The organism is Corallococcus sp. AB045, assembly GCF_003668895.1.
In the GTDB taxonomy this organism is placed as follows: domain Bacteria; phylum Myxococcota; class Myxococcia; order Myxococcales; family Myxococcaceae; genus Corallococcus; species Corallococcus coralloides.
On record NZ_RAWN01000022.1, the window covers coordinates 28,382 to 53,509 of the forward strand.

At 70.1% G+C, this 25,128-nt stretch carries 27 protein-coding genes; 18 read left to right on the forward strand and 9 right to left on the reverse strand.

Translation table 11 applies throughout. The features are described 5' to 3' along the window. Positions 1-52 precede the first annotated feature (52 nt). Positions 53-388: a TetR-like C-terminal domain-containing protein gene (locus D7Y21_RS07875; protein ID WP_233612017.1), complete on the reverse strand. Its 336-nt coding sequence runs from the start codon at positions 386-388 to the stop codon at positions 53-55. Between D7Y21_RS07875 and D7Y21_RS07880 the strand changes: the two genes are divergently transcribed. Beyond that, positions 368-562, forward strand: a complete 195-nt coding sequence (locus tag D7Y21_RS07880) for a hypothetical protein (RefSeq protein WP_233591651.1) — start codon at positions 368-370, stop codon at positions 560-562. The two genes, D7Y21_RS07875 and D7Y21_RS07880, sit on opposite strands and share 21 nt — an antisense overlap. A gap of 10 nt (positions 563-572) precedes the next feature. Here the strand turns inward: D7Y21_RS07880 and D7Y21_RS07885 are convergent, their stop codons facing one another. The 4 genes from D7Y21_RS07885 to D7Y21_RS07900 form a co-directional block, all read right to left on the reverse strand. Then, positions 573-2,462, reverse strand: a complete 1,890-nt coding sequence (locus D7Y21_RS07885) for a chloride channel protein (protein WP_120564320.1) — start codon at positions 2,460-2,462, stop codon at positions 573-575. Next, positions 2,449-3,003 carry a MarR family winged helix-turn-helix transcriptional regulator gene (locus D7Y21_RS07890; RefSeq protein WP_121712261.1) on the reverse strand — a complete coding sequence of 185 codons (555 nt, stop codon included), beginning with the start codon at positions 3,001-3,003 and terminating at the stop codon, positions 2,449-2,451. The genes D7Y21_RS07885 and D7Y21_RS07890 overlap by 14 nt, the downstream gene beginning before the upstream one ends. Positions 3,004-3,185: 182 nt before the next feature. Continuing rightward, positions 3,186-3,503: a hypothetical protein gene (locus D7Y21_RS07895; protein ID WP_120564322.1), complete on the reverse strand. Its 318-nt coding sequence runs from the start codon at positions 3,501-3,503 to the stop codon at positions 3,186-3,188. Between the two features lie 65 nt (positions 3,504-3,568). Beyond that, entirely contained in the window at positions 3,569-4,555 is a 987-nt protein-coding gene (locus tag D7Y21_RS07900; protein ID WP_120564323.1) for a LysR substrate-binding domain-containing protein, read from the reverse strand. Between the two features lie 121 nt (positions 4,556-4,676). Between D7Y21_RS07900 and D7Y21_RS07905 the strand changes: the two genes are divergently transcribed. Further along, positions 4,677-5,591 (forward strand): DMT family transporter, encoded by a 915-nt coding sequence (locus D7Y21_RS07905; RefSeq protein WP_120564324.1) that lies wholly within the window; start codon positions 4,677-4,679, stop codon positions 5,589-5,591. Between the two features lie 4 nt (positions 5,592-5,595). On the opposite strand, the gene D7Y21_RS07910 is transcribed toward D7Y21_RS07905, so the two are convergent. Then, the gene (locus tag D7Y21_RS07910) at positions 5,596-6,405 is read right to left on the reverse strand and encodes a class I SAM-dependent methyltransferase (RefSeq protein ID WP_158627252.1); all 810 of its coding nucleotides are present in this window, start codon (positions 6,403-6,405) and stop codon (positions 5,596-5,598) included. Positions 6,406-6,473: 68 nt separating this feature from the next. Between D7Y21_RS07910 and D7Y21_RS07915 the strand changes: the two genes are divergently transcribed. Further along, positions 6,474-7,850 (forward strand): hypothetical protein, encoded by a 1,377-nt coding sequence (locus D7Y21_RS07915; RefSeq protein ID WP_121712265.1) that lies wholly within the window; start codon positions 6,474-6,476, stop codon positions 7,848-7,850. A gap of 8 nt (positions 7,851-7,858) precedes the next feature. Here D7Y21_RS07915 and D7Y21_RS07920 read toward each other — a convergent pair whose 3' ends face one another. Together D7Y21_RS07920 and D7Y21_RS07925 are read right to left on the reverse strand one after the other, a co-directional pair. Continuing rightward, positions 7,859-8,386 (reverse strand): ureidoglycolate lyase, encoded by a 528-nt coding sequence (locus D7Y21_RS07920; RefSeq protein ID WP_121712267.1) that lies wholly within the window; start codon positions 8,384-8,386, stop codon positions 7,859-7,861. A gap of 111 nt (positions 8,387-8,497) precedes the next feature. Then, positions 8,498-9,313 carry a hypothetical protein gene (locus tag D7Y21_RS07925; protein ID WP_120564328.1) on the reverse strand — a complete coding sequence of 272 codons (816 nt, stop codon included), beginning with the start codon at positions 9,311-9,313 and terminating at the stop codon, positions 8,498-8,500. 314 nt (positions 9,314-9,627) lie between these two features. Here D7Y21_RS07925 and D7Y21_RS07930 point away from each other — a divergent pair, with 314 nt between their 5' ends. Both D7Y21_RS07930 and D7Y21_RS07935 read left to right on the forward strand, forming a co-directional pair. Beyond that, complete coding sequence (locus D7Y21_RS07930) at positions 9,628-10,491, forward strand: caspase family protein (protein ID WP_121712269.1); 864 nt, start codon at positions 9,628-9,630, stop codon at positions 10,489-10,491. Positions 10,492-10,548: 57 nt separating this feature from the next. Beyond that, a complete protein-coding gene (locus tag D7Y21_RS07935) occupies positions 10,549-11,160 on the forward strand; it encodes a hypothetical protein (RefSeq protein ID WP_121712271.1) in 612 nt (203 codons plus the stop codon). Between the two features lie 56 nt (positions 11,161-11,216). Here D7Y21_RS07935 and D7Y21_RS07940 read toward each other — a convergent pair whose 3' ends face one another. Beyond that, positions 11,217-12,899 carry an invertase recombinase-like protein gene (locus D7Y21_RS07940; protein ID WP_121712272.1) on the reverse strand — a complete coding sequence of 561 codons (1,683 nt, stop codon included), beginning with the start codon at positions 12,897-12,899 and terminating at the stop codon, positions 11,217-11,219. 631 nt (positions 12,900-13,530) lie between these two features. On the opposite strand from D7Y21_RS07940, the gene D7Y21_RS07950 reads away from it, so the two are divergent. The 13 genes from D7Y21_RS07950 (at position 13,531) to D7Y21_RS08010 (ending at position 25,125) form a co-directional block, all read left to right on the forward strand. Next, positions 13,531-13,764, forward strand: coding sequence for a hypothetical protein (locus tag D7Y21_RS07950; RefSeq protein ID WP_121712276.1), 234 nt, complete (start codon positions 13,531-13,533; stop codon positions 13,762-13,764). Positions 13,765-14,158: 394 nt separating this feature from the next. Then, positions 14,159-14,533: a hypothetical protein gene (locus D7Y21_RS07955; RefSeq protein WP_120564333.1), complete on the forward strand. Its 375-nt coding sequence runs from the start codon at positions 14,159-14,161 to the stop codon at positions 14,531-14,533. Positions 14,534-14,557: 24 nt separating this feature from the next. Continuing rightward, on the forward strand, positions 14,558-16,135 hold the full coding sequence (locus D7Y21_RS07960) for a phage tail sheath subtilisin-like domain-containing protein (protein WP_121712278.1): 1,578 nt from the start codon (positions 14,558-14,560) through the stop codon (positions 16,133-16,135). A 15-nt stretch (positions 16,136-16,150) separates the two neighbouring features. Next, positions 16,151-16,651 (forward strand): phage tail protein, encoded by a 501-nt coding sequence (locus D7Y21_RS07965; RefSeq protein WP_120564335.1) that lies wholly within the window; start codon positions 16,151-16,153, stop codon positions 16,649-16,651. Positions 16,652-16,685: 34 nt separating this feature from the next. After that, the gene (locus D7Y21_RS07970) at positions 16,686-17,540 is read left to right on the forward strand and encodes a hypothetical protein (protein WP_121712280.1); all 855 of its coding nucleotides are present in this window, start codon (positions 16,686-16,688) and stop codon (positions 17,538-17,540) included. A gap of 17 nt (positions 17,541-17,557) precedes the next feature. Continuing rightward, entirely contained in the window at positions 17,558-17,707 is a 150-nt protein-coding gene (locus D7Y21_RS41705) for a hypothetical protein (RefSeq protein WP_158619294.1), read from the forward strand. A gap of 1,179 nt (positions 17,708-18,886) precedes the next feature. Then, a complete protein-coding gene (locus D7Y21_RS07980; RefSeq protein WP_121712284.1) occupies positions 18,887-20,029 on the forward strand; it encodes a Pvc16 family protein in 1,143 nt (380 codons plus the stop codon). Beyond that, on the forward strand, positions 20,026-22,062 hold the full coding sequence (locus D7Y21_RS07985) for an ATP-binding protein (protein ID WP_199735380.1): 2,037 nt from the start codon (positions 20,026-20,028) through the stop codon (positions 22,060-22,062). The genes D7Y21_RS07980 and D7Y21_RS07985 overlap by 4 nt, the downstream gene beginning before the upstream one ends. After that, positions 22,059-22,331, forward strand: a complete 273-nt coding sequence (locus D7Y21_RS07990; RefSeq protein WP_120564340.1) for a hypothetical protein — start codon at positions 22,059-22,061, stop codon at positions 22,329-22,331. The genes D7Y21_RS07985 and D7Y21_RS07990 overlap by 4 nt, the downstream gene beginning before the upstream one ends. After that, complete coding sequence (locus D7Y21_RS07995) at positions 22,328-22,999, forward strand: hypothetical protein (RefSeq protein ID WP_121712286.1); 672 nt, start codon at positions 22,328-22,330, stop codon at positions 22,997-22,999. Before D7Y21_RS07990 ends, D7Y21_RS07995 begins: the two co-directional genes overlap by 4 nt. 18 nt (positions 23,000-23,017) lie before the next feature. After that, positions 23,018-23,293, forward strand: coding sequence for a hypothetical protein (locus tag D7Y21_RS08000; protein ID WP_120564342.1), 276 nt, complete (start codon positions 23,018-23,020; stop codon positions 23,291-23,293). 21 nt (positions 23,294-23,314) lie between these two features. Beyond that, positions 23,315-24,445: a phage late control D family protein gene (locus D7Y21_RS08005; protein WP_158619295.1), complete on the forward strand. Its 1,131-nt coding sequence runs from the start codon at positions 23,315-23,317 to the stop codon at positions 24,443-24,445. Next, positions 24,442-25,125, forward strand: a complete 684-nt coding sequence (locus D7Y21_RS08010) for a phage baseplate assembly protein V (RefSeq protein ID WP_199735381.1) — start codon at positions 24,442-24,444, stop codon at positions 25,123-25,125. Before D7Y21_RS08005 ends, D7Y21_RS08010 begins: the two co-directional genes overlap by 4 nt. The last annotated feature ends 3 nt before the right edge of the window (positions 25,126-25,128 follow it).

Sequence of the window (25,128 nt, forward strand, 5' to 3'; positions counted from 1 at the left end):
CACGTGGACGCGCCCGTGCCGGAAGAGGCCACCCTGCGGGTGGAGGTGAAAGCTACCGCGCGCGCTTTCCGGGTTTCGGGCCCTGCACCAGCGTGGCGACGAGGGTCTGCGCCAGCACTTCCGCCGGAGATCCCTGGAATCCGGAGCAGGTGAGCTTGAGGCTGATGATCCCGTGCAGCCCTGCCCAGAAGACCTCCGCCAGCTGCTCCGCGGGTGTGGCCTCCGGGGCCCGGCCGGCCGCCTTCAGGTCCGCGCAAGCGCTGATCAGCAAGGCGAAGGACCGGGGGCCCTCGCCGTGCTGCTTGTCCTGGAAGAGCTCCGCGGACAGCTTGGGGTCCTCCATGAAGATGAGGCGGTAGGTCTCCGGGTGCTCCAGGCCGAAGGCCACGTAGGCCTCCGCCTGCTCACGAACCCCGTGCTGCTGGACGACTCCGCGCTGCGCGGGCTCCTGGGCTCGGTGCACAAGACGCCGTACCCGGAAGGCATCCGTCAGACGCTCGCGGCGCTGCGCCGCGAGCAGGAGGCGAAGGCAGGTCCGGCCCGGGTCGCCGCGACGACCTGAGCCGGAGCGCTCACGCGGGCCGGGGCGCCGGGGGACGAGCGGGGCCCAGGCCTCGCTCCCGCGTGCGTTCGTTCGCCAGCCGCTGCCGGTGGCCCGCGAGCAGGTCGCTGCGGGTGAGGATGCCCACGACGTGTTGTGGCTGCGTGCGGGAGACGACGGGCAGGCGGCCCACGCCCTCGTCCATCATCAGGTCCGCCGCCTCGCGCAGGGAGCTGTCCTCGAAGACGACCGCGGGCGGCCGCTTCACCACGTCCCGCAGCCGCCGGCCTTCGGTCGCGTGGCCGTCCAGCAGATCCCTTCGCGTGACGACACCCACGAGCGTCCCTTCCCGGGACACGACGGGGAAGCCCTGGTGTTTGGAGCCCGAGGCGTCGGACGCAAGCCACGCGCGCACCTCTTCCAGGAGCATGTCCGCCTGCAGCGTCACCACGAGCTTGAGGCCGTGGTCGCGCACGAGCGCCGTCCCCAGCGCGTCCGCGCCCAGCTCCGTGGGGATGCGGGCGCCGCGGCGGGCCAGCTTCTCCGTCATGATGGAGTGCCGCATGAGCAGCGCGGACACCAGGTAGGACGCCGCGCAGCCGGCGAGCAGCGGCAGCAGGCCCAGCGGCTGCCGGGTGGTCTCGAAGGCGAACACCACCGACGCGAGCAGCGCGCGTGACGCCCCCGCGAAGAGGGCGGCCATGCCCACCAGCGCCGCGACGCGCACGTCCACGCCCAGGCTGGGGAACAGCTGCGTGGCCAGCAACCCCAGGCCGGAGCCCAGGCCGCCGCCCAGCGTGAAGATGGGCGCCAGCGTTCCTCCAGACGTGCCGCTCCCCAGCGCGACGGACCAGGAGATGAACTTGAGCGCGCAGAAGAGGAGCATCGCCGTGCCCACGAAGCGGCCGGACAGGATGTCCTCGATGTTGGTGTAGCCCACGCCCAGCGTGCGCGGGGAGAAGTAGCCCACCACGCCCACGACGATGGCGCCCAGCGCGGGCCACCACATCCAGTGGATGGGCAGCTTCTCGAACATGTCCTCCAGCCAGTACACCGCGCGCGTGCACGCCACGGAGGCGACTCCAATGAAGAGGCCCATCACGCCGTAGAACGCGAGCGCCCCGCCGGACGGAGTCGTCAGGTCGGGGATGGCGAACGCGGGCGCGCCGCCCATGAAGGCGATGCGCACGCCGGTGGCGGTGGCGGTGGCCAGGGCCACGGGGATGACGGAGCGGGGCTTGAACTCGAAGAGCAGCAGCTCCACGGCGAGGAGCACGGCGGACACCGGCGCGCCGAACGTGGCGGCCATGCCCGCGGCGGCGCCCGCGGCGAGCAGGGCCTTGCGCTCGTCCGCCGTGACGTGGAGCCCCTGACCCAAAAGCGACCCCAGCGCGCCACCCGTGGCGATGATGGGGCCCTCCGCGCCGAACGGGCCGCCGGTGCCGATGGCGATCGCCGCCGACAGCGGCTTGAGCAACGTCATGCGGGGCGGGATGCGGCTCTGGTTGAACAGCACCTGCTCCATGGCCTCCGGGATGCCGTGACCCCGGATGGCCCGCGAGCCGTAGCGCGCCATCAACCCCACGATGATGGCGCCCGCCACGGGCACCAGCACCACCCAGCCGCCCAGCGTGTTGTCTCCGGGCGACACCGGCTGCGCGGACAGCCGCCCGAAGAAGGCCAGGTTCGTGACGAAGTGGATGAGCGCGCCCAGCCCCTGCGCCACCAGCCCCGCGACGACCGCGAGCACCACCGCCAGGCCGCTGATGAGCACGGTGCGGGAGTCCACCGCCACGGAGACGGGAGGGGTGCGCAGGCTGGCGAGCGCGGGGCCCATCGACGGGGCCACGGGGAGGCCGGAGCGCGCCTCCGCCCCCTCGCCCAGGCCCTCTTCGATGCGTTCCACATCAGGTTTCTTCATCGGTGTGCTCCTGTGTCTTGCTGCGCCGCGAAGGGCGCGAGGTTTCTTCCTCGAAGAAGAGCGGGGCCACGTCCCCGTCGAGCCCCAGGGCGCGCACCCAGGCGTCCAGCCCCTGGACCAGTCCCGCGCGCACGTCGGGCTTCAGCCCGCGCAGCCCGGAGATGAGCCGGGCCTGGGCCATGGGCGGCGCCTTGCGTATGAGCGCGCGGCCCTTGGGCTCCAGCGCCACCTCCACGCGGCGGCCGTCCTCGTCGGAGCGGCGGCGGCTCACCAGCCCCTGTTCAATCAGCTTGGTGACGACGACGGACACGCTGCTCTGGTGCGTGAGCGTGCGCTCCGCGAGCGTGTTGATGGAGCAGGGCCCGCTCTCCGCCAGCTCCTGGAGGATGAAGAGCTGGGCGCCGCTGATACCGACCAGCCGTTCGGAGGCGCGGGCGGAGACCCGCAGCAGCCGCACCAGCCGCCGCACGCCGTCCATGGCCGCGCGCACCTCGCCGGACACGTCCGGGGACGTCGGCGTTCGATTTGTATGGGAGCCCATATAACTGCCCGCAACCTACGGGGCAGGGCTGGCGGGCACAAGCGAAAGCGCGGGGGATGCCTGGCCGCCGGGGGGCAGAGGGGGGACTCACCGTCGGAGCGCACGGCCGGTACGTGTCACGGCTGGAACGACAGCGAGGCCCGGCAATGAAGCCCGGGCCTCGCGAGAAAGCGGACCGCGGCTCAGCTGTCGGCGGTGAGGGACTGCTCGGCGGCGGGATGCTCCTCGCTGCACACCTGCGAGGCGTCTTCGGCCTGACGGGCCTCGTCCCCGGTCACGGAGGCCGTGGACACGGACACATCCGGGACGCCGCCGCAGGACATGTAGTTGGTGTACTCGCCACACGTCGTTTCGACCGTGAGCCCGATGTAGCACGCCTCCTCGCACAGGACGTTGCGACAACCGATGTAGCTGCACTGGAACGGCAGGGCAAAGGCAGCCGTGGGGACCAACGACAACACAGCGGAGGCAGTCAACAAGGACTTCACCAACGTGCGCATGCGTGCTCCTCGTGAGGGAACGGCGCGGACACCGTGAGCCTGTTTCCCAGACAAGTCAATGCATGTCATTGGGAGGGTTTGTCATCACCCTGGGGTGATGCGTGTTGTTGGGAAACTTTCCGGCGTGACGGTGCAACGCTTTGCGTCGCGGGCGGTGGCGGTACCGTCGCGCTGTCGCGCTGCGCCAGCAGCCAGTCCACGAAGAGGCGCGCGGCGGGACGCAGCCGCCGGTGCGCGGGGTACACCACGAAGTAGCTGGCGCGGGTGGGCACGATGGGCCCGGGCAGCCGGATGAGACGGCCGTCCGCGAAGTAGGGCGTGGCGATCTTCTCTCGCGCCAGCGCCGCGCCCAGGCCCTGCACCGCGGCCATCAGCGCGCCGGTGGTGTCGCTGAAGCTGTAGCGCTCCTCGAACCGGGCCCCGCGCACGCCCGCCGAGCGAAACCAGTCCTGCCAGCCCTGGCGGGACAGGTCCGCGATGAGCGGGAGCTTCGCCACGTCCGCCGCGTCGCGCACGTGCTCGATGCCCGCGAGCCGCGCGGAGGCCACGGGGAACAGGGCGTCGTCCATGAGCGGCTGCGCGCTGAGGCCGGGCCAGGGCCCCTGGCCATAGCGGATGCCCAGGTCCGGCCCGCCCTCGTCGAAGCGGGTGAGCGCCATCTCCGTGTCCACGTGGATCCGGACGCGCGGATGCCGCGTGGTGAAGTCCGGCATGCGCGGCAAGAGCCACGCGTACGTCAGCGAGTGCACGGTGGTGACCCGCACCACGGCGTCCTCGTCCCGGGAGTGTTTGAGGCCCCCGAGCACGTGGTCCATGTCCGACAGCGCGCTGCTGGCTGCGTCCGCGAGCTGGCGCCCCTCGGCCGTCAAGGCCACGCCCCGGGCATGCCGCTGGAACAGGGCGACCCCCAGCCGGTCCTCCAGCTTGCGCACGTGGTGGCTGACGGCGCTCGCGGTCAGGTGCAGCTCCTCCGCGGCGCGGGCGAAGTTCTGGTGGCGGGCGGCGGACTCGAAGGCCGCCAGGGCGGGGAGCAGGTCGGTGCGCAGGTGCATGGGGACGAGCCTCAAATCTGGCTCATGTCTGCCACGGAAAGGATGCGCTTGTGAAGAAAGGGCCCCGGCGTGAAGAGAGGGCCAGACAGGAATCAGATTCCTTCCTCGCACGAGGGCCGCCATGAGCGCATCCGGTCTCACCCATCCCCAGGCCGTGACTCCTACCTTCAACAGGGCGTGGCTCACGCCCCTGGAGCTGGGCGGGCTGGCCGCCATCTGGGGCGCGTCCTTCTTGTTCCTGCGCATCGCGGCGCCGGCCTTCGGTCCCATCCCCCTGGTGGAGCTGCGCCTGGTGCTGGGCGCGGCGGTGCTGATGCCCTTCCTCTGGCGTGCTCGCTCGTCCATCCCTCCCGCGCTGTGGCCCCGGCTGGCGTTGGTGGGCGTCATCAACGCGGCGGTGCCCTTCTCGCTGTTCGCCTGGGCCGCGCGGCAGGCCCCCGCGGGCGTCGGGGCCATCACCAACAGCATGGCGGTGCTCTTCACCGCCCTGGTCGCCTTCGTCTTCTACGGCGAGCGCATCGGGGCCCGGCGCGCGCTGGCGCTGCTCACGGGCTTCGCCGGGGTGGTGGTCCTGGCCAGCGGCAAGTCAGCGGGTGCGAGCGTCGCCTGGGCCGTTGCGGCGGGGACCACGGGCGCGTTCCTCTACGGCATCGGCGGGAACCTGGTGCGCCGCCACTTCGCCGGACTGCCGGCCGCCGCGGTCGCCTCCGCCACGCTGGCCTGCGGCGCGGTGCTGCTGCTGCCCTTCGCGGTGGCCACGTGGCCCACGGAGTCCATCGGCCTGCGCCCCTGGTTGGCGGGAGCAGCCCTGGGCATCATCTGCACCGGCCTGGGGTACGCGGTGTTCTACCGCCTCATCCAGCGCATCGGCGCGCCGCGCGCCGCCGTCGTCACCTACCTGGTGCCGCTGTTCGCGCTGACCTGGGCCTGGCTGCTGCTGGGCGAGCCGCTGACGCCCACCATGCTGGTGGCTGGCACCCTCATCCTGGGGAGCGTGGCGCTGGGGCAGTCCTCCTCCGCGCCGAAGTCGAAGTGAGGCGTCAGCGCCGCTCGAACTTCCAGATGCGGTAGCCGTCGCGAACCGGCTGCATGAACCTCCGGACGATGAACGCCGGGACGCGCTTCCCGGCCAGTTCCAGGGCGCGCAGGGGGACGGAGGTGGAGGACGCGGCCGTGTAGCCCGCCTCCAGGAAGAGCGCCTCCGGCGTGTCCGTCATGTCCTGGAAGGACGCGCCCATGCTGGCGAGCACTGCGTGCAGGTCGGCGCTGTATTCGCGCTGGAAGCTTTCGCGCATCAGGTCGCAGTACACGGCGTGGTGGGGGAACACCTGCTGGAGCACCGTGAGCATGTCCCGGCGCTGCGCGTGCGACAGGTACATGAGCACGCCCTCGATGATGACGTGCGTGCGCCGCGAGTCTTGGTATCGCTCCAGCTTCCGGGCGAGTGACTCCGTCGCGAAGTCGATGGAGAGCCGCTCGAGCGGATTCTTCGCCTCCGTCACCGGCAGCTTCGCGTCCTTGAGCGTGAGGATGGCGGGCTCGTCCACCTCCAGCCACCGGCCGCCGCGAAGCCGGTAGGCCCGCGTGTCGAAGCCCGTGCCCAGCACCACCACTCGCGCGTCGGGAGCGCGGTCCAGCTCCTCCTGCACCAGCGCGTCGATGATTTGATGCCGCGCGGCGTTGCTCGCGTTGGGCCGGTCGAACGACTGGAAGCGGGACCAGATCTGCCGCGCCTCGTCATCCATGAAGCGGGAGGCGAAGGTGTCATTGCACAGCGGCCGTGGCTTGCGCGCGTCCTCCGCCCGGCAGGCCAGGGTGTAGTACGCGGTCTTCGAGATTGCGTTGGCCATGGTTTGAGCTCCTTGAAACCTGCTCACAGCTTGCATGAGATACGCGCTTTCTCGAAAGGTTGGTCCAGATGCGATTCATGATGGCCCTGGGCGTGGTCGCGTTGGGTGCGGGCTGTGCACATGCTCCGAAGCCGGCGGACCCGGCCGCGCGGGCCCAGCAGCTCTCGGAGGAAGCGGATCAGGCGTACAAGGCGCTGGATTTCGAGCGGTGCGCGGAGCGGTTCCAGGCTGCCGGTGATGCGAACGCGGAGGGGCCGGACCGCGCGGAGTTCCTCTATCGGGCGGCGGGGTGTGCCTCGCTCGCGGGCCACGCGGACGCGGCCGTGGACGTGCTGAAGCGCGCGGTCCAGGGCGGCTACTACGACGCGGATCACCTCGAATACAACCCGGAGCTGGCGGCGCTGCACGCGCTGCCCGCGTGGAGCGGCATCGTGGCGGAGGCCCGCGCCAACCTGGCGAAGGCACCCGAGGCGCCCTTCATGACGATGACGCTCATGGGCGTGGATGCCTTTGGTTCGCGCAAGGTGGACCAGGAGGCGGTCCAGCGGCTGATGGGGCTGGAGGTGGGCAAGCCCATCGTGGGCAGCGGCGCGATCTTCAGGCAGAAGGAGGCGGCGCTGCGTGAGCAGTACGGCCTCGCCTACGCCCAGGTGAGCATGTCCATCTACTTCGCGGACGAGCGCAAGGGTTCCGCCTTCGTAGTGGTGGACATGGTGGACGCCGAGGACGCGGCCCGGCTGCGCTTCCTCCCCGAGCCCAAGGGGCACGCCACGGATCCGGAAGGACTGCTTGCCCGGTGGAACGATTATGTGGAGCGCCTGCAGAAACTCCAGATGCAGGGGAAGATGTCTGAAGACACCAGCTGCAAGGTCGCGAATTGCATCGGTGGGTTCGGCCATCCAGACCTCGCGTCCTTCGAGCCGGAGTTCCTCGCGAAGGTGCCGGGGCAGCTGGACGCGTTGACCGCTGTCCTGCGCGAGGATGCGGACCCGGAGAAGCGGGTCGCGGCGGCCTACCTGCTTGCCTACGCCCCTACCCTCGAGGAGACAGCGCAACGGCTGCAGCCCTCCATCCGGGATCCGGAGTCCGGCGTGCGCAACAGCGTGCTGCGCGTGCTGGCGTCCACGCAGGAAGCCGCGACGAAGCCCCTGCTGGACGTGGCCAGGGTGGCGGACGCGGTGACGATGCCGAAGGCAACCGACCGCAACAAGGCGACGCACCTCCTCAACTACCTGCTGGACGACCTTTCACCCGAGGCGCTGAAGGCGCAGCGTGCCGGGCTGCTCCGCCAACTGGGAGAACACCTGGTGCGGATGTCCGCGCTCACGTTGCCCATCAACCGCGACCCCGCGGTCCTGGTGCTGAAGCAGCTCTCCGGTGAGAAGTACGAAACGGCCGAGGAGTGGCGCGCGTGGCTCGCGCGTCAGCCGAAGACGGAAGGGTAGGGGTCCGCTCAGTCCCCGACGATGACGGAGACAGGTGTGGAGAACTGCCGCACGACGCAGTCCTCCGCGCCCCCGTCCTCCCATGCCAGCATCGCGAACTCGGCCGGTTCATCGAGCGCGATGATGGGGTGGTGCCACACGCCCCGGTGGTAGTTCACGCCCTGGCCGGGGCCGCAGACGAACGCCACGAGCCCGTCCAGGTCGGGCCCGCCCGAAGGCGCGGTCGGCGCGACGCAGACCAGGAAGCGCGAGCAGCGCATGGGCAGGAACGCCTGGCTGGACTGGGGATGGTGTTCGAGCAGCTTCACGGTGAAGGGAAGCGGCTGCGGCACGGAGCGGAACACCGCGAGGTTGGGCTTCGCACCCGGCCGGCCGTTCTCCAGCCGCGCCGACCAGTCGAAGCGCACCGCGGTGCCCTGGTTCGCCGAAGCGCCGCTCTTGAGCCCGGCGGACACGACGTCGCCAAAGGGAGCGAAGCCCTCCGGCGTCAGGGGCAGGGCGACGATGGAGCGGAGCGGGGCGGAGGCGTCCTTCATGAGGGGGACTATAGGGGCGAGTGCCCGGGTCCCACCCCCTCCAAGGTCGTCGGGGTTCAAGGAGATATGGGGCCCCTTTCCCGCATGCGTGGGAAAGGGGCCTGGTGCTGGTTACTTCGCGGCGACGGTGGACTCGCCCAGGATGTTGAAGGTGCTGGCGGCGGCCTTCACGTCGATGGAGGAGAAGCCGGTGTACGGATAGTGGCCGTCGCCGATGTCCTCGACGATCTCCAGGAAGTCGCCGCTGATGCGCTTGCCATCCACATCCAGCGTGAAGGCATCACCGGTGCCGCGGAAGGTCCAGCTGCAGGCGCCCGGGGCGACGCGGCCGTACATGCTGCTCCCCATGCCGTGGTTCTTGAAGCCGAAGTCGTACCGCGTGAGCCCGATGTGGATCTGGTACCACACCGAGCCGACGCCGTAATCGGGCTCGAAGTAGTGCGAGTTCAGCAGCATGTTGCCGCGCCACAGGTTGACGGTGAAGGGCGAACCGCCCGACCGGCCCGTGAACGAGGGCCGCAGGGTCACCTGATCGCGGTCCTTGCCCGGCTGGACGCTGATGGTGCTGACCACCTGGTCGCCGTCACGCGCGGCGAGCGTGAAGCCCTGGCCCGCGGCGCCCACGCCACCCAGCTCCGTCTTCAGCACCCAGTCGACGGCGCGAGGGAACTCGCTGGAGAAGCCGTCCGTCTTCACGTTGGTCAGGTTGGACACGGCGATGCTCTTGCCGGTGTTCGTGAGCGTCGCGCGGCCCGTCGCGCAGTTCTTGATGCCCTCGAAGCCCTCGATACAGGTCCGCTCGGCCTTCGCTTCCTGCGTGGCGAGCGAGTCCCCCGTGCTCGTGGTGGGCTCTTCACCCTGGCAGCCCGCGGCCGTGACACTCAGGAGCGCGGCCGTCAGCAGGCGGCCCGTCAGCTTCATCATCATGGAGAAACCTCTCGTTGGTGGGGGATGACTGCGTGCCGGTCCCGGTAGAGCCCGGCGCGGGTCGCGCTTGCACCCACCGAGCCACCCTTCGACCCGGAGGTCCCTCCTCTGCGCAGGGCACCGCGAGGCCCGTCCGCGTGGCGTGTCAGGTCACAGCCAGGGGCCCTGCGTAACCTGTCGTGTCACACGGGAGCGGAGGGAGCGAGCCCCGGGCTCCTGGTCGGGAAAGGGCCGGAAGGACACGGCGCGCGCCGCCTCCTCCCTGCCATCCCGTCCGCCCGTCTCCACCGTGAGTGAAGGAGGCAACGACAGTCATGGCGCAGGGATATTCCATCAACATCGGTTTGAACGCGGTGGATCCGAAGCACTACGCGGGCTGGGACGGCCAGCTGCAGGCGTGCGAAGCGGACGCCGAGGACATGATCAGCATCGCGAAGGCGCAGGAGTTCAGCCGCGTCCGCCCCTTCCTCACGAAGGACGCCACGCGCGCGAAGGTGCTCGCGGAGCTGGGCGAGGCGGCGTCGGTGCTCCAGGCGGGGGACCTGTTGCTGTTCACCTACTCGGGGCACGGCGGCCAGCTCCCTGACATGAACGGGGATGAGGACGACGGCCTGGATGAGACGTGGTGTCTGTATGACGGGGAGCTCGTCGACGACGAGATCTACCAGGCGATGGGGAAGCTCAAGGCGGGCGTGCGGGTCTTCATGCTCTCCGACAGCTGCCACAGCGGCTCGGTGAGCAGCGTGGCCTATGCGGCCCTGCGCGCCAGCGGCAGCCTGCAGTTGCTGGCGGATTCGATGCGGAGCACGGAGCCCACGGAGCGTCGTTTCAAGGAGATGCCCCTGGGCATCGAGCAGCGCACGTACCGCGACAACAAGGCGATGTACGACGCCATCCTGAAGGGGTTGCCCAAGGAGGATCCAAGGCTGACGCTCAAGGCCACGGTGCTGCTCATCTCCGGCTGCCAGGACAACCAGCTCTCCAGCGACGGCGTCCACAACGGCCTCTTCACGGCCAACCTGCTGCGCGTGTGGAACGGGGGGAAGTTCAAGGCCACCTACCCGACCTTCCACCGCCGCATCCTGCGCACCATGCCCCCCATCCAGTCTCCGGCGTACTCCATCATCGGAGTCCCCAGCCGAGAGTTCGAGCGGATGGTGCCATTCCACGTGAGCTGAGGCTTGACCGGAAGCGAGGCGCGGCGGTCCGGAAGGCCTGTTGTAGGCTGCCCGCGCATGAGCGAGACGGACGAGGAGCGCCAGCACCTGTTCAACGACGTGGAAGTGTCTGTGAGAGGGGGCTGCGAGGACGAGGCCTCGATCCTGGCGGGCCTGGATGACCGCGTCGAGATGATGCTTGGGACCACCCATGCGGCGCTCGCGGAGGAGCTGGGGGCCTATGCTCGCCAGCTGTTCCGCGAGCAGCAAGGCATTGAGGCGGCATGGACGGAGCCGAGCCTGAACGACTTCATCGACAGGGCCTTCGAAGAGCTGGATGCGAAGGGCATTGTCACGTCACAGGGCGTGGGCCACACGATGTCCGACGGCTGGTCCGATGTGAACGGGCTCGCCTCGCGTCGGCGGCCTGTGCCGCGTGGCGCGGTCTTCTTTCATGGCCAGGACCTGGAGAGCGGCGTCAGGGGAGAGGGGTTGCTGCTGGCCTTTGGTGCCTATGAAAACGACGAGGCCAAACAGGAGGCCGCAAGCCTCGCCATCGCCCGCGAGGTCCGCGAGACGCTCGCTCGACATGGTGTGCGCACCGAATGGAACGGCGACGTCAACGAGCGTCTCCTGATTCCTCCCTTTGAGTGGCGCAAGCGCCGCTACACCCAGATGGACTGGGAGTAGGAAGGGGAGCGATGAGGCTTCACGCCCCATCGCTCCCTTCATTTCAGCGACGCGTCCTAGTCCTTCGTGCAGACGACGTCGTCGACCTGGAGGTGGTCGCGGTCGGCGACGCTGCGGCTCGGATAGAAGAACAGGCGCCAGTCGCGCACGTTGCCGGTGAAGCGGAAGAACACCGGCTGCCACTCGTCGCTGTCCACCGTGATGAAGTCCGTCTGCGGGCTCCAGCCGCCGCTCGAATAGCTGCGGTGACGGATGCTGCCGTGGCCACGCACGCGGTACGAGCAGGAGTAGTTGCCCGTCGGCACGTTGAACTTCTCGGTCGTGAAGCGCTCGGCGATCTGGATGGGCACCACGAACTGCAGCGCCGCCGAGCCGCCGTGCACCGCGCTCGTGTAGCGCGCGAGCCGCGAGGGCTTGATCTCCGTGCCCGGGTCCGCGATGCCGTTGTCCTGGCCGTACCAGTAGTCCGGGACGTAGTTGTTCCCGTAGTAGGGGATGGCGCGGGTGCTCCAGTTCTCGAAGCCTCCGTTGCGGATGATGTTCGCGGAGTGCTCGGCCGCGACGCAGCGGCGGGTGGCCGGGTCGCAGGCGGGCAGGGCGCCGCGGCAGTCATACGTCGTGAAGCAGGCGCCTTCGGCCAGCTCGCACACGCCCGTGGTGGGATTGCAGCTCGTCGCCGGGTTGCTGCACGTGACGCCCGCGCAAGGGTCGCCCTCGATGCAGAGGTGCGAGGCGGTGTCGCAGACGGGCGTCTCCGGCGTCCCCGCGCAATCCGCGTGGCGGACGCAGCGGTCCTCGGCGGTCACGCAGGTGTGGGTCGCATCGCAGGCCTGCCACTCGCTGCAGTCCATGGAGTCGTCGCAGCGGCCAGAGAGCGGCTGGCAGGTCGCGGTGGCGTTGTCGCAACGCGCCCAGGCCTCGCAGCTGACCGAGTCGCACGGCTCGGGGGCCCGCACACAGCGAACGTTGTCGATGAGCAGGTGATCGCCGCGGGTGTTCCGGACGCTGAAGATGAGCTCGAAGGTGTCGAAGACGGAGTTGGCCAGGTTGAAGTTGTAGCTCACCTGGGTCCACGTCCGGGTGTCGACGGAGGTGTAGGACGAGTAGCTGGAGAAGTCGGTGCCGAAGAAGCCGTTGCGGACGTCACCGGTCCCCCGCGCCTGGTAGGTGCAGGAGTAGCGGCCCGCGGGCATGGACTTCGCCGCGGTGCTGAAGCGGCGGTGCGTGGACGAGGTGTTGATCAGCCGTGCCGCGTTCACGCCCTCGAAGGCCTGCGACGTGACCTTCTGCACCACGTCTTCGATGTTCGTCGTGCTCCCGGACCACAGCGCCGGAAGCGCCCCGGGCCACTCCTCGAAGCCGCCGTTGTCGATGACGTTCGCGTCGGGGGGCCCGCCCGCGTCCGGCGTCTCCGAGCCCGCGTCGGTCGGCTCGGTGCCGGCGTCCGGCGTCTCGGTGCCCGAGTCCGGCGTTTCAGTGCCGGCGTCCGGAGTCTCCGAGCCCGCGTCCGGCGTCTCGGTGCCGGAGTCGGGCGTCTCGGTGCCCGAGTCAGGAGTTTCCGAGCCCGCGTCGGACGGCTCGGAGCCGGCGTCGGTCGGCTCGGAACCGGAATCCGGAACTCCGACGCCCGCGTCCGGCCGGGACTGCCCGGCGTCGGGCGCCTCAGGAGAATTCGAATCACCACCGCACGCGACGGCCAACACCAACAGCGAAGTCAGACACACTCGAAACAACGTCAACGCAGCCTCCGGTTCCAGAACTGGATCTTTCGTACCACACTGTACAGGAGAGCCATCACCCGCAGGGGCTGTCACCGCCGTCCTCCCCATGGGAATGGCCGGAAAACCCGAGGCAGGAAGCCGCTGGGCCTCAGCGGCTCCCGGGCGGCGCCCGCCGCTTCGCGCGAGGGCGGATGGGCGCGAGCACGAAGGCGAGGCTCATCAAATGCTCTCGGCCGGGCGCCCGCGACTGACTGGTGAGCTCGCAGAGGCGCTCGATGAGTCTGTTGACCTCTTCGACGTCCCTGGTGCTCAGCCAGCCCTTGTTGCGAGCGGTCCAGACTCGGAGTCCTCATGTTCGCTTCGTCCGTGTTTCACACCGTGCGCCGTGGCGCGCTCGCACTCACCGCCGCCGTCCTCGCTTCCTGCGCCTCACTCCCCGCTCCTTCCGTCGCGCCGGAGACGCTCTCGCCCGAGGCGGTGCGGGCGGACCTGCGCTTCGTGATGGAGACCCTCGAGCGCAATCATCCGGACCTGGCGCACTCCATCGACCGGAGCGAGCTCGATCGCGCCCGGGTGGAGATGGAGCGCACGCTCGACCATCTCCTGACCCATGACGAGGCCTGGGCGGCGCTGGCGCGGCTGAGGTGCCGTGGCGGGAGTGGGGGACGCGGTGCGGGTCCGCCAGTCCGGTGGCGTGCAGAGCGTGGTCCTGCCCCGCACGGGGCTGATGTTGTCCTATCCCCGGTTCGTGCTGGACCGTCCCTCGGGGGCAAGGGAGCCGGTGCTGCTTCAGCCGGAGGTGGTGCTTGAAGACAATCCGTTGCACCCACGTGCCGCCGTGGATGTCCTGCTGTCTCGGCCCGTGGACTCGCGCGTCCCCTGATTTTGAAATTGTGTGTGTTTGTCTTGGATGTATTGGAGCCACACCGGAAGTCCGTAAGTTTTGAACGCCGGTCAAGGACCTGCCAGGGAATGTCCCTGAGACAGAGGGGAACAACCTTCCAGGGGAGGGTGATCCGCACGCCCCGGAACTTCGTTGCATATCGTCATTTTTTTGACGCACTGCGGGTGTGTGCTCGTGTGTCGCGACAGCGCATACGTATTTTCCACGTGTGTTGCATGTGTGTGCAGGTGTTTCCGGAAAATAATTGTTTAAATGGCTGGACAAACATGGCGATGTTTTGTTTTTGATTATGCCATTGGGTTGGGGGGCACCATGCGAGCGCGCCAGGGGGGCGCCTCCGCCGTGACTCCCTTTTTGTCGGAGGAGAGCGGCCATGGCGAACGCGGTGTTCTCGTCGAGCGTGACCTACACACCCAGCGGAGGCGGTTCGCTCACCCAGGGGTTCCGTGTGGCTTTTCCGTATACGGCCTCCTCGGCGGGAACCGTGGATGTCGCCGCCGGCTCCACGACCGCGGTGGACATCGGTTTCGGGACCGTGAGCGAGGTCCTCGGCTTCGTCCTCCAGAACAACACCGACAAGGACATCGCCATCAAGGTGGGCGCCAATGTCCTCTACAAGCTCGCGGCGGGGGGCGTCCTGATGCACTGGTCCCCGGTGAAGTCGGGAGCGTCCCTCACCGGCGTGAGCGCGACCCCCGACACCCCCACCAACCCCGGGACGATCGAATACGTCGTCCTCGGGAACTGACCGTCTTCAACAACGAGGCCCACCATGCCTGCACGTCTGCATCCAGGTGTATACGTTGAAGAGGTTCCCAGCGGCGCACGAGCGATCGAGGCGGCGGGGACCTCGACGGCCATCTTCGTCGGTGACACCGAGCGCGGCCCGCTCACGCCCACGCGCATCAAGGGCGTCGCGGATTACGAGCGGCAGTTTGGCGGCTTCAAGCGCCACGCCGGTGTCGCGCCCGCGGCGAGTTCCGTGGTCCTGCGGTACGCGATCGACGCCTTCTTCCGCAATGGCGGCACGTCGGCGTACGTCCTGCGGGCCATCACGAACACCACCGTCTCCCCGGCCAAGACGGGGGCCCGGGCCAGCCTGGGCGTCGTGGCCTCTTCGCCCGGCGCGTGGTCGTCCAACCTGGCGGTGGTGCTCGGCGACTCCAGCGACGGTGACGCCTCCCGGTTCCGCCTCTTCGTGGTCTACACCTTCCCTGGCACCTCCGACGGCGTCATCGTCGAGCGCTGGGACCGGCTCTCCGCCACCCCCACGGATGAGAACTACGCGAAGGACGTCCTCCTGCGCAGTTCCTACATCCGCTGGCAGGACGGCCCCGTCGTGAAGCCGGCCGGTCCCGCGGATGTCGCGGGCGCGAGCCCGCTCGACACCGCCATCGTCGCGTCCGCCGCCAGCCACCTGCTGACGGGCGGCACCCAGGGCAACGCGGACTTCCCGAACGGCAGCCTCCCCGGGCTGCTCTCAGCGCTCGATGAGGTCACGGACGCGAGCCTGCTCGTCGTCCCCGCCCAGTTGGGTGAGGCGGACAACGACGTGGTGACGCGGACCCAGGCCGCGCTCGACTACGTGACGGGCCGCCCCCGGCAGGACCTCTTCTGCATCGCGGACATGCCCCGGTCCGCCAACAAGACGGCCACGGAGGCGGCGTCCGCCACGGTCGCGTACATCCGCAACGCCGTGCTCACGACGACGAACTTCGGCGGCGTGTACTTCCCCTGGATCGAGATCAGCGATCCGGCGGGCGTCGGCCGGGACCCAACCCTCGTCATCGGGCCGAGCAGCTTCGTCGCGGGCATCTTCTCCCGCACCGACCAGCGCCGCGGCGTGTGGAAGGCCCCCGCGGGCCTGGAGGCGACGGTGCTCAACTCCCGGCGCCTGGACTACAACCTGCTCGACGCCCACCAGGACGCCCTCAACCCGCTGGGCATCAACGGGCTCCGCGCCCAGCCCGGCGGAGGCAACGTCGTGTGGGGCGCGCGCACGATGCAGCCCGGGTCGGAGTGGCGCTACGTGCCCGTCCGGCGCACGGCCATCTTCCTGCGCACGAGCATCTACAACGGCATCCAGTGGGCGGTGTTCGAGCCGAACGATGAGCCGCTCTGGGCGCAGCTGCGGCTCACCATCGGCGGGTTCATGGAGCAGCTCTTCCGCCAGGGCGCGTTCGCGGGCCGCACCACCCGCGAGGCGTTCTTCGTCAAGTGTGACGCGGAGACGACGCCGGAGGCGGATCAGATCGCGGGCATCGTCAACGTGTCCGTCGGTTTCGCGCCGCTCCGTCCAGCCGAGTTCGTCGTCGTCCGGCTCAGCCAGATCGTCAATCAGAAGGCGTAGCGAGGGCATACGGCCATGGCACTCTTTTCTGTCAACAGCCACCGGAGCGACCCGTACAAGAACTTCAAGTTCCGCGTCCTCATCGACGGGCGCCCGGTCGCCGGGCTCTCGAAGATGAGCGCGCTCAAGAAGTCGACGGAGGCCGTCGAATGGCGTGAGGCCGGAGACCCGTCGATCGTCCGGAAGATGCCGGGGCGCACGAAGTTCGAGCCCATCACCCTGGAAGCAGGGCTGACCCACGACACCACGTTCGAGGAGTGGGCCAACCTGGTGAACAACCTGGACGGCGCCGCGGCCATGTCGCTCGCGAAGTACCGCAAGGACATCGCCATCGAGGTGCTCAACCTCCAGAGCACCCCGGTCCTCCGCTTCAAGATCCGCCGCGCGTGGGTGAGCGAGTACCAGGCCACGCCGGAGATGGATGCGAACGCCAACGCGGTCGCCATCACCATGGTCAAGATCGAGCACGAAGGCTTCCAGCGAGACACCACGCTGACCGAGCCCGCCGAGACCTGATTCCTCCTCCTCCACCGGCCCACGGAGATCCGAGATGGCCACAGAGCGGATCGATAACCCGTTCGCCCGGCGACGGGCGCAGCCAGGTCCTGCCCCGAGGGAAGGGGACGGCGCGCGCGAGGTCCGGCCACAGCCCCAGCCGGAGTCCGCGCCGCCGCGTCCCATGGCGCCCGCGGCCACCGCCCGGGGCGTGCACAAGCCGCTCGCTCCGCGCTCCGAGTCACCGCTTCGGGCCATGACCGGCTACGAGGAGGAGGCCGTCGAGGCCCACCAGCGGGACTCCAACACCGCCGCGCTCTGCAATGAGATCGTGGCGCGGTGCTCGGTGGCGCCCGGCGCGGACTTCGAGGCTGCGTACGCGCGCGTCCGGGAGCTGACGACCGTGGAGCGCGATGCCGCCCTCGTCCGGATCCGCCAGCTCTCCCTGGGCGACGTGGTCCACCTGGAGGTGGCCTGCCCCACGTGCGGCCACAAGAACGAGGTCGACTTCAAGCTGAGCCACCTCCCCCTTCCGGAGGCGCCGGTCCCCACGGAGGTCGAGATCGAGCTGCCCGGCCACGCTCTTCCGGCACAGCCCGCGGAACGCACGGCGCTCGCGCGGACGCCGACGGCGGGAGATCAGGAAGATCTGCTGTCCGCCGGCCTGGAGTCGGAGTCGGCGCGCCGCACGTTCCTCCTGGCGCGTGTGCTGGTCCGGTACGCGGGAGAGGAGGGGCCCTTCGACGAGCCGTTCGTGCGCGCGTTGCCCATCGCCGCGCGCGCCGCGATCGAGCGGGCCATCGAGTCGGCGCTCCCGGACCTCGACCTCGGCATGGCGGTGCAGTGCTCGTCCTGTAGTGCCGGTTTCGAGAGTCCGTTCGACGTTGCGGCTTTTTTTTTGCCGAGCTGAGAGGGAGGGGGCGACGGATGTTGCATGACGTCCACAGGCTGGCCGCGCACTACCACTGGAGCGAGGACCAGATCCTCCGCCTGAAGCTCCCCCGGCGCGCCGCGTACCTGGCCCTCATCGAGGCCGAGGACGACCAGCACCTGTTCGATGCGCTCGGAGAGGGGTAAGGCGCGATGGCGGCCCTGTCGCGGATCGTCCAGGGACCCTTGCGCGGCGCCGCTGATGGCGCCGCGGGTGAGGCCGCGCCGCGTGCCGCGCCGATGAGCGTGCGCGCCACCGAGTCCGACCGCACGGCGCCCGCCGTGGACGTCCCGGCTGGACCACTGTTCCCCGCGCGGATGTCGGCCTCTGTTCCGGTGGAACCCTCGCCGGAGCGTCGCACTGCTGGCGCAGGGGCCTTGCCGGAACCGCTGGTCCCCGGCCGTCCCAACGGGGTTGAGCCGCCACGCGCCGCCGCTCCTGTTCCTTCAGCGTCAGTTCCCGCCGCCCCCCAGGTCGCCGCGCCGGGCGTCCCGGCCGCGAAGGTCCCGGTTGCCGCCACTCCTGTGGCCTCCGCCGTGGCCGGTCCTGCTGCCGTCCCGCCCGCGAGGCCGTTGGTCGCGGAGCGTCCCCGCCTTCCCGCCATGGCCGCGCCGCTCGTGGTGCGAGAGCGCGTGGTCGAGCGCCGCACCGAGCGCGTGGTGGACCGCGTCGTCGAGCAACGGGTGGTCGTCACGGCGGCTGTTCCGCGCGAGCCCCTGGCCCCCGCGCCGGAGCGCCCCGCCGTGGAAGCTCCGCGCTGGGCAGCTCCGCCGCTCACTCCGCTGACGCCGCCATCGCCTCGGAGCGCGCCCGGGCCCTCCACGGGCAGCGCGGACGAGCGGACTTCGAAGCCTCCCCTGGCGGCTTCCCGGCCTCCAGAGGCCCTGCCTGCGCCGCGCCCGTCGGCTCCTTCCGAGGACAGACCTCCTCGCGCGGTGGCGCCCACTCCCGTCGTGACTGCCCCCGTCGTCGCGCAGCCCTCCGGCACGGCACAGGCGAAGGCTGCTCCGCCCTCGGCGCCACCCCAGCCGAAGGTGCCTGCCGGAAGTCCAGCGCCAGTCCCCGCGCCGAGTTCCTCGCAGCCCACTCCGCCCGCGCCGCGCCCTCGCGCCGACGCCGCGAGCGTGCGCCCCGCACCCGTGCCTGCGCCGCAGCGAGCGCCTTCGCCCGCGCGTCCCGCCCCGCCGAGCATCTCCATCTCGGTTGGCCGCATCGAGATCGTCGGCAGCCGTGCGCCCGCGCCACGGCCGGCCACGGTGCACGCGCCGCGCTCTCATCAGATCGAACCGGGGCTCCCGCTCGGTCCTTTCGGCGGGAGGTGGTAGGTGGCGACGTTCAACAACCTCTACCACGCGACCGAGGCCATCAAGCACGTCCTCGAGACGCGGATCACCCCGGCGCCGGGCAACGTCATTGCCGGCCCGCCGCCCGACACCGCCATCACCATCGAGGAGCTGCGGGTGTCGCTCCTCTGGGTCAACGAGCAGGCGGGCCACAAGAACGACGGCTACATCCGCAACCCCGACGGCACGTCTTCACCGCCGCCCGCGTCGTTGTCCCTCTTCGTGCTGATCACCGGCTACGGCGAGGACCCCGAGACCAACTCCGCCGGTGCCCACCGCCTCATCGGCGAGGTGCTGCGGATCTTCCACTCGGAACCGCACATCGAGCTGCCCATCCCGGCGCTGCCGAGCAACAGCGGCAGGGGCCGCATCTCGCTCGCTCTGGTGCCGCTCACGCCCGACCTGGTGGAGAAGCTCTTCTCGCCGCTGCAGATCAAGCACCGGCCCTTCCTGCTCTACGAGGTCGGTCCGGTGCAGCTCGTGAGCAAGCTCGCCGCGACGCCGGTGTCGCCGGTGGTCGCCCCGGGAGGCATGGTCCTGACCGGGCCCTCCATCTCGACACCGCCCCGCATCGGACGGCTCGTGCCGAGCAGCCTCGCGGAAGGGGGCTACCTGCGCATCGATGGGGCCTTCCCGACGTCCATCGACGCGGTCTGGATTGGCGCCAGGAAGTTCGTCGCCGGTGGCTTCGACGTCATCGAGCCGGGCCGCGCCATCGGGCTCAAGCTGCCCACGGCCGGACCGAACGCGGTTCCATCGGGTGTCCACCGCGTTTCGGTGATGAGCGGCAAGGTGGGCTCCGAGCCCGCGGACCTTCGCATCGTGCCGGCGGGCACCTGGTCGGTCGATGGACCGAAGGTCCTCTCCGTGGCGAAGGGCGCGACCTTCAAGCTGGAGGGGCAGGGACTCGCGCCCGCCACGCAGGTGTACCTCTGGCCGGACAGCGGCATCTTCGCGCCCACCGACGTGCACCGGATTGGCGGCCTCACCGTCACGCCCACGTCGGTGGAGTTCACCGTCCCCAGCCTGACTTCCGGCGACTACCGGTTCTCGGTCGAGCTGACCCTCGGGGCTTCGGTGCCGTTGCAGTTCACGCCGTTCGTCACCGTGGAGATCAAGGGATGAGGGACTCCGCGCCTCCTCCCGTGTCCGCGCTCGCGCTCGCGCGTGAGCTGGTGCTGCTCGGTGCGGAGGCAGCGGTCCGCGAGCGCGAGACCGCCACGTTCGACGCGGCGGCGGGGTTCGCGCATGCGCCCGAGCGGTTCCGGGAGCTCGGCGAGCGGATGCGCGCGTGCCTGCTGAGGCAGGACCCCATGACGGCCCGCCTGCGTGGCCGGCTCGGGCTCTCCGAGGAGGGCACCTGGCTCGTCGTCCTCGCCGCCGCCGTCGAGGCCCACCCGGAGTGCGCCGCGGCCGCGAGCATCCTCGCCGAGGACGAGCGCGTCCAACTGGTGACGCCGGCCGCGTTCGCCCGGCTCCTCGTGTCCGCGCAGGGCGTCCCGTTCGAGCGCTCCCTGTCCGAGGCGATCGAGGGCGGCGCGGCGGAGCGCATGGGCCTGGTGGAGCGCATCGAGGCGGCCGTCCAGAAGCCGCTCGCGCAGGTGCCCGTGCGCCTTGCCCCCGCCGAGGCCCGGCGCCACCTGCTCGCGGACGTGCCCGACGTGGAGCCCACGCAGCTCGCCATCACGCGCGAGCCTCCCTCCCAGCGGTTGGGACTGCCCCGGGCGCTGGTCGAGGGCGCCCGCGCCATCCTGGATGAGGAGGGCGTCCTGTGCCTCCGCGCCGGGACGGCCCGCACGTCGCGCCAGCTGGGGCTCGACCTTGCCTCCGTGGCCGGGGAGACGGCCTTCCTTGTCGGCGGCGCGGACGAGCCGCCGGACGCGGCCGAGGTCATGCGCCTGCGCGGTGGGCTCCCGGTGGTGGACCTCCACGCCGCCTGCCAGTCGCGCCCCTTCCCCGAGCCGTGGATCCGGATGGTCTCGAGGCACCTCCCCGCGGTGGTGCTGCTCGTGCCACACAACGCGTACACCGGCGCCTGGCCCACGGTGGATCTGCCGGAGCTGGACCTCGATGCGCGCCGCCGCGTGTTCGAGGCCGAGTTCGGTGAAGGACCCGTGGCCGCGGCGCTGGCCCTCCGCTTCCGCTCGAGCCTCGACGAGGTGCGCGCGGCCTCGCGCGCCGCCACCACGAAGCTGCGCCTCGCGGGTGGTGCATCCGCCGGAGTCGACGCCGACGCCATCGCCTCGGAGCTGCTGGCCCAGGGCGCGCGGAAGATGGGCCGGCTCGTCACGCACATCCTCTCGCGCGCGGTGTTCGACGACCTCGTCGTGCCGCCGCACCTGCGCGACACGCTCGTCGACATCGTGGGCTTCTACCGCGCGGCACCCCGGGTGCGCGCCGAGATGGGCCTCTCGGGTGCGTCGCCGCTGGGCCGCGGCCTCTCGTGCCTGTTCTCGGGCAGCCCCGGCACGGGCAAGACGTTCGCCGCGCAGTGCCTCGCCAGCGCGCTCGGGCTCAACCTCTACCGCATCGACCTGAGCCAGGTCGTCTCCAAGTACATCGGCGAGACGGAGAAGGCGCTGTCGCGCGTGTTCGAGGAGGCCGAGGCCGGGCACGGCATCCTCCTCTTCGACGAGGCCGACGCGCTCTTCGGCAAGCGCAGCGAGGTCAAGGACGCGCACGACCGGTACGCCAACGTGGAGGTCGCGTACCTGCTCCAGCGCATGGAGTCCTTCGAGGGCATCAGCATCCTGACGACCAACCTGCGCAGCAACATGGACACCGCCTTCCTGCGCCGCCTCCGGTTCGTGCTGGAGTTCCCCATGCCGGATGCGTCCATGCGGACGTCGCTGTGGCAGCGCTCGCTTCCGCCCGTCGCGCGCTGGGCTCCCGGGTTGGACCTGCGGCACTTCGTGGAGCGCTTCAGCCTGGCGGGCGGGAGCATCTACAACATCGGCGTCGCGGCGGCGCACCTCGCCGCGTCGGAGCCTGACGGCCTCGTGCGGATCGATCACCTGGTCCGCGCCACGTACCGGGAGCTGGAGAAGGTCGGGCTCGGGCGCTCGCGGGAGGACTTCGGGCCGCTCGCCGTCCACCTGCCGGGCCACGCACAGGAGTTGAACGGCAAGCCCGTGGTCTGGGCGAGGGGGCGCGCATGAGCGGCATCTCCGTCCGCATCGACACCATCTCGGTGCTGGGCCTCTCCGACGAGGTCCGCGCGCAGGCCGTCCAGGCGACGGTGCAGGACGCCCTGCGCAGGCTCGCGGAGCGCCTCGCGAAGTCCCCGCTCGCGCGCTCCGGTGTGCAGGAGCTTGCCCTGGAGCGGCTCTCGCTCGACGCGCTCCCCGCGGACGAGCTGCTTTCCGAGCGCGGCGCGGAGCGTCTGGCCGACGAACTCTACTCCGCCGTCATGAGGAGGTTCCCGTGAGCGACCCTGTCAGCTACCTGCGAGGCGCATTCATCGCGTATGAGCCGGGCGGCTACCCGAACGGCGACAAGCGGGTGATTCCGTTCCGCTTCAACCCCGAGATTTTGACCCGGGCCTTCCAGGTCGAGCAGGGCAAGAGCGGCTCCGGCACGGAGGGCGCGGCGAAGGGCTCCGGCAAGGGAGAGCAGGGGGCCGACGCCGCCAGCGGCAACGTCAAACAGACGCTGACCGTGCAGGTGCGGTTCGACTTCGACGACCGGCTCCAGAGCGCGGAGAACCTCCCCGCGGAGCTGGGCATCCTCCCGGAGGTCAGCGCGCTGGAGGGACTGCTCTTCCCGGCGGAGAGCCCGCAGGACCGCAGCTCCGACGGCAAGGAGCCCGTGAAGGCGCGCAAGCAGCGCCCCACGGTCCTGTTCGTGTGGGGCAAGAAGCGCGTGCTCCCCGTCCGCATCACCGGGATGAACGTCAACGAGACCCGCCACAACCGCGACCTCAACCCCATCCGCGCGGAGGTGGACGTGCAACTGGAGGTGCTCACCGACGCGGACGCCAAGGACAACAAGGCCGTCCAGGACGCGCTCGCCTTCACCGCGTCGAAGCGCTCGGAGATGGCGCGGCAGTTCCTGGATACGACGGCCGCGCAGGGGACCAACATCCTGCCGCTCTGACGCGAAAGGCGCTCACCCGTGATCGACAAGACGAGCCGATACGCGAAGACCCCCACGGACACCGCCACCGACGCCTCCGGAGAGGACGTCACGCTCCTGTCGCTCCGCGAGATTCCGGCGACGGGCGGCGTCTTCTTCCACGCGCCCGGCGAGGGGGAGCGGCTGGACAACCTGGCCCAGCAGTACTTCCGCGATCCGAAGAAGTTCTGGCGCATCTGCGACGCCTCCAGCGTCCTCGACCCGTTCGACGTGCTCGTCCCCGGACGGCCCGTCCTCATCCCGCCGAACCGCTGAGGAACCATGCCGGATCCGCGCATGCTCGTATCCATCGATGGGGAGCCGATCGAGGCCTCGGTGCTCGGTCTGCTCACCCGTATCGAGGTGCGTGAGAGCGACGCGGACCCCAGCTTCCTCGCCCTGCGCTTCAACGCCACGCAGTCGCCCGAGGGCGAGTTCTCGCCGCTGGATGACGGCCTCTTCGTGCCGTCCGCGAAGGTGTCGGTGCAGATTGAACCGCCCGGCGGCACCTCCGTGCGCCTCTTCGAGGGCTTCGTCACGCACGTGCGCCCGCACTTCGAGTCCGTCGAATCCAACAGCTACGTCGAGGTGCTCGCCATGGACGCGGCCGTGCTGCTCGCGGCCGAGGAGCGGGTGGAGGCCTATCCCGATGTCACCGACACCGAGGCCGCGGAGAAGGTCTTCACCCGCTACCAGCTCGCCTTCTCCGGAGAGACGACCGGCACGCGCCACGAGGAGAAGAAGCAGCTCCTCGTGCAGCGCGGCACCGACTGGGAGTGGGTCCAGCGCCTGGCCCGGCGCAACGGCTTCGTCTGCTACCTGGAGCCCGACCCGCAGAGCGGCGCCGTGACGGCGTACTTCCGGCCGCGCGCCATCAAGGACACGCCCCAGCCCGACCTCACCCTCCTGCGCGACGATCCCAACCTCAAGTGGTTGGATCTCCAGGCCACGATGAGCGGGCCCGCTCGCGTGAAGGGCTCGGCGATCGACCCCATTGGCAAGCGGCTCGTGCGCTCCGACGGCAGCCCCAAGCTGGATCCGCTGGGGGACGGCCTGGTGGGCGACGCGCTGGAGAAGGGGCTGAAGCAGGCGGGGGCGACCGGCTCCGTCACGCTCCTGCGCGACCCGTTCCCGGCGGAGACGGCCATCGCGGATGAAGGCTCGGCGGCCACCGACCGGGCGCTGTTCGCGGTCGAGGCGAGGGGAGAGGTGGACACGCCCCTGTACCGGGGGCTCCTGCGCGCGCGCCGCCCGGTGCTCATCAAGGGCGTGGGGCGGATGTTCGCGGGCGTCTACTACGTGCGCGCGGTCCGGACGACGGTGGACGAAGGGGTGATCAGCCAGACCTTCGTCGCCGAGCGCAACGCGCTGGGCCTCTCCGGGAAGGAAGACTTCGGCCAGAGCGCCGAGGAGGTTCCGCCGCAATGAAGGTGGAAGACCTGCTGCGCACGTTCGAGGAGCGGTTCCTGCACCGCTTCTACGGAAAATACGAGGGCGTCGTCACCGACAACGCGGACCCCCTGGAGCTGGGGCGCCTGCGCGCGAAGGTGCCCGCCGTCCTGGGCGAGGATGTCCCGTCGGGCTGGGCGCTGCCGTGCGTGCCCTACGGCGGAGGCAAGGACCGCGGCTTCCTGTTCACGCCGGAGGTCGGCGACACGGTGTGGATCGAGTTCGCGGGCGGCGACCCGAGCCGGCCCATCTGGTCCGGCTGCTTCTGGGGCGCCCCGGAGAGCACCGGCCAGGCCGACGACCTGGGCACCGAGAAGGGCACGGAGGTGCCCACCTCCGAGGACACCAAGGCCGGCCCGATGAAGCACGTGCTCCGGACCAAGGCGGGCCACCGCATCTTCATGGATGACGACGGAGAGGTCGTCGTGCTCGCCCACGGCGGCGACAAGGTCGAGCTGCGCCTGACCAAGGACGGCGAGCTGATCATCAAGGCCGACAAGATCAAGCTGGGCGACGGCGCGGAGCAGGCCGTCGTCCTGGGCAACGACTTCATGCAGTTCTTCAACAGCCACACGCATCCCACCGGCGTCGGGCCGTCCGGGCCTCCGACCCAGCCGATGCAGTCGAGCCACCTGTCGAAGAAGACCTTCACGGAATAGGTC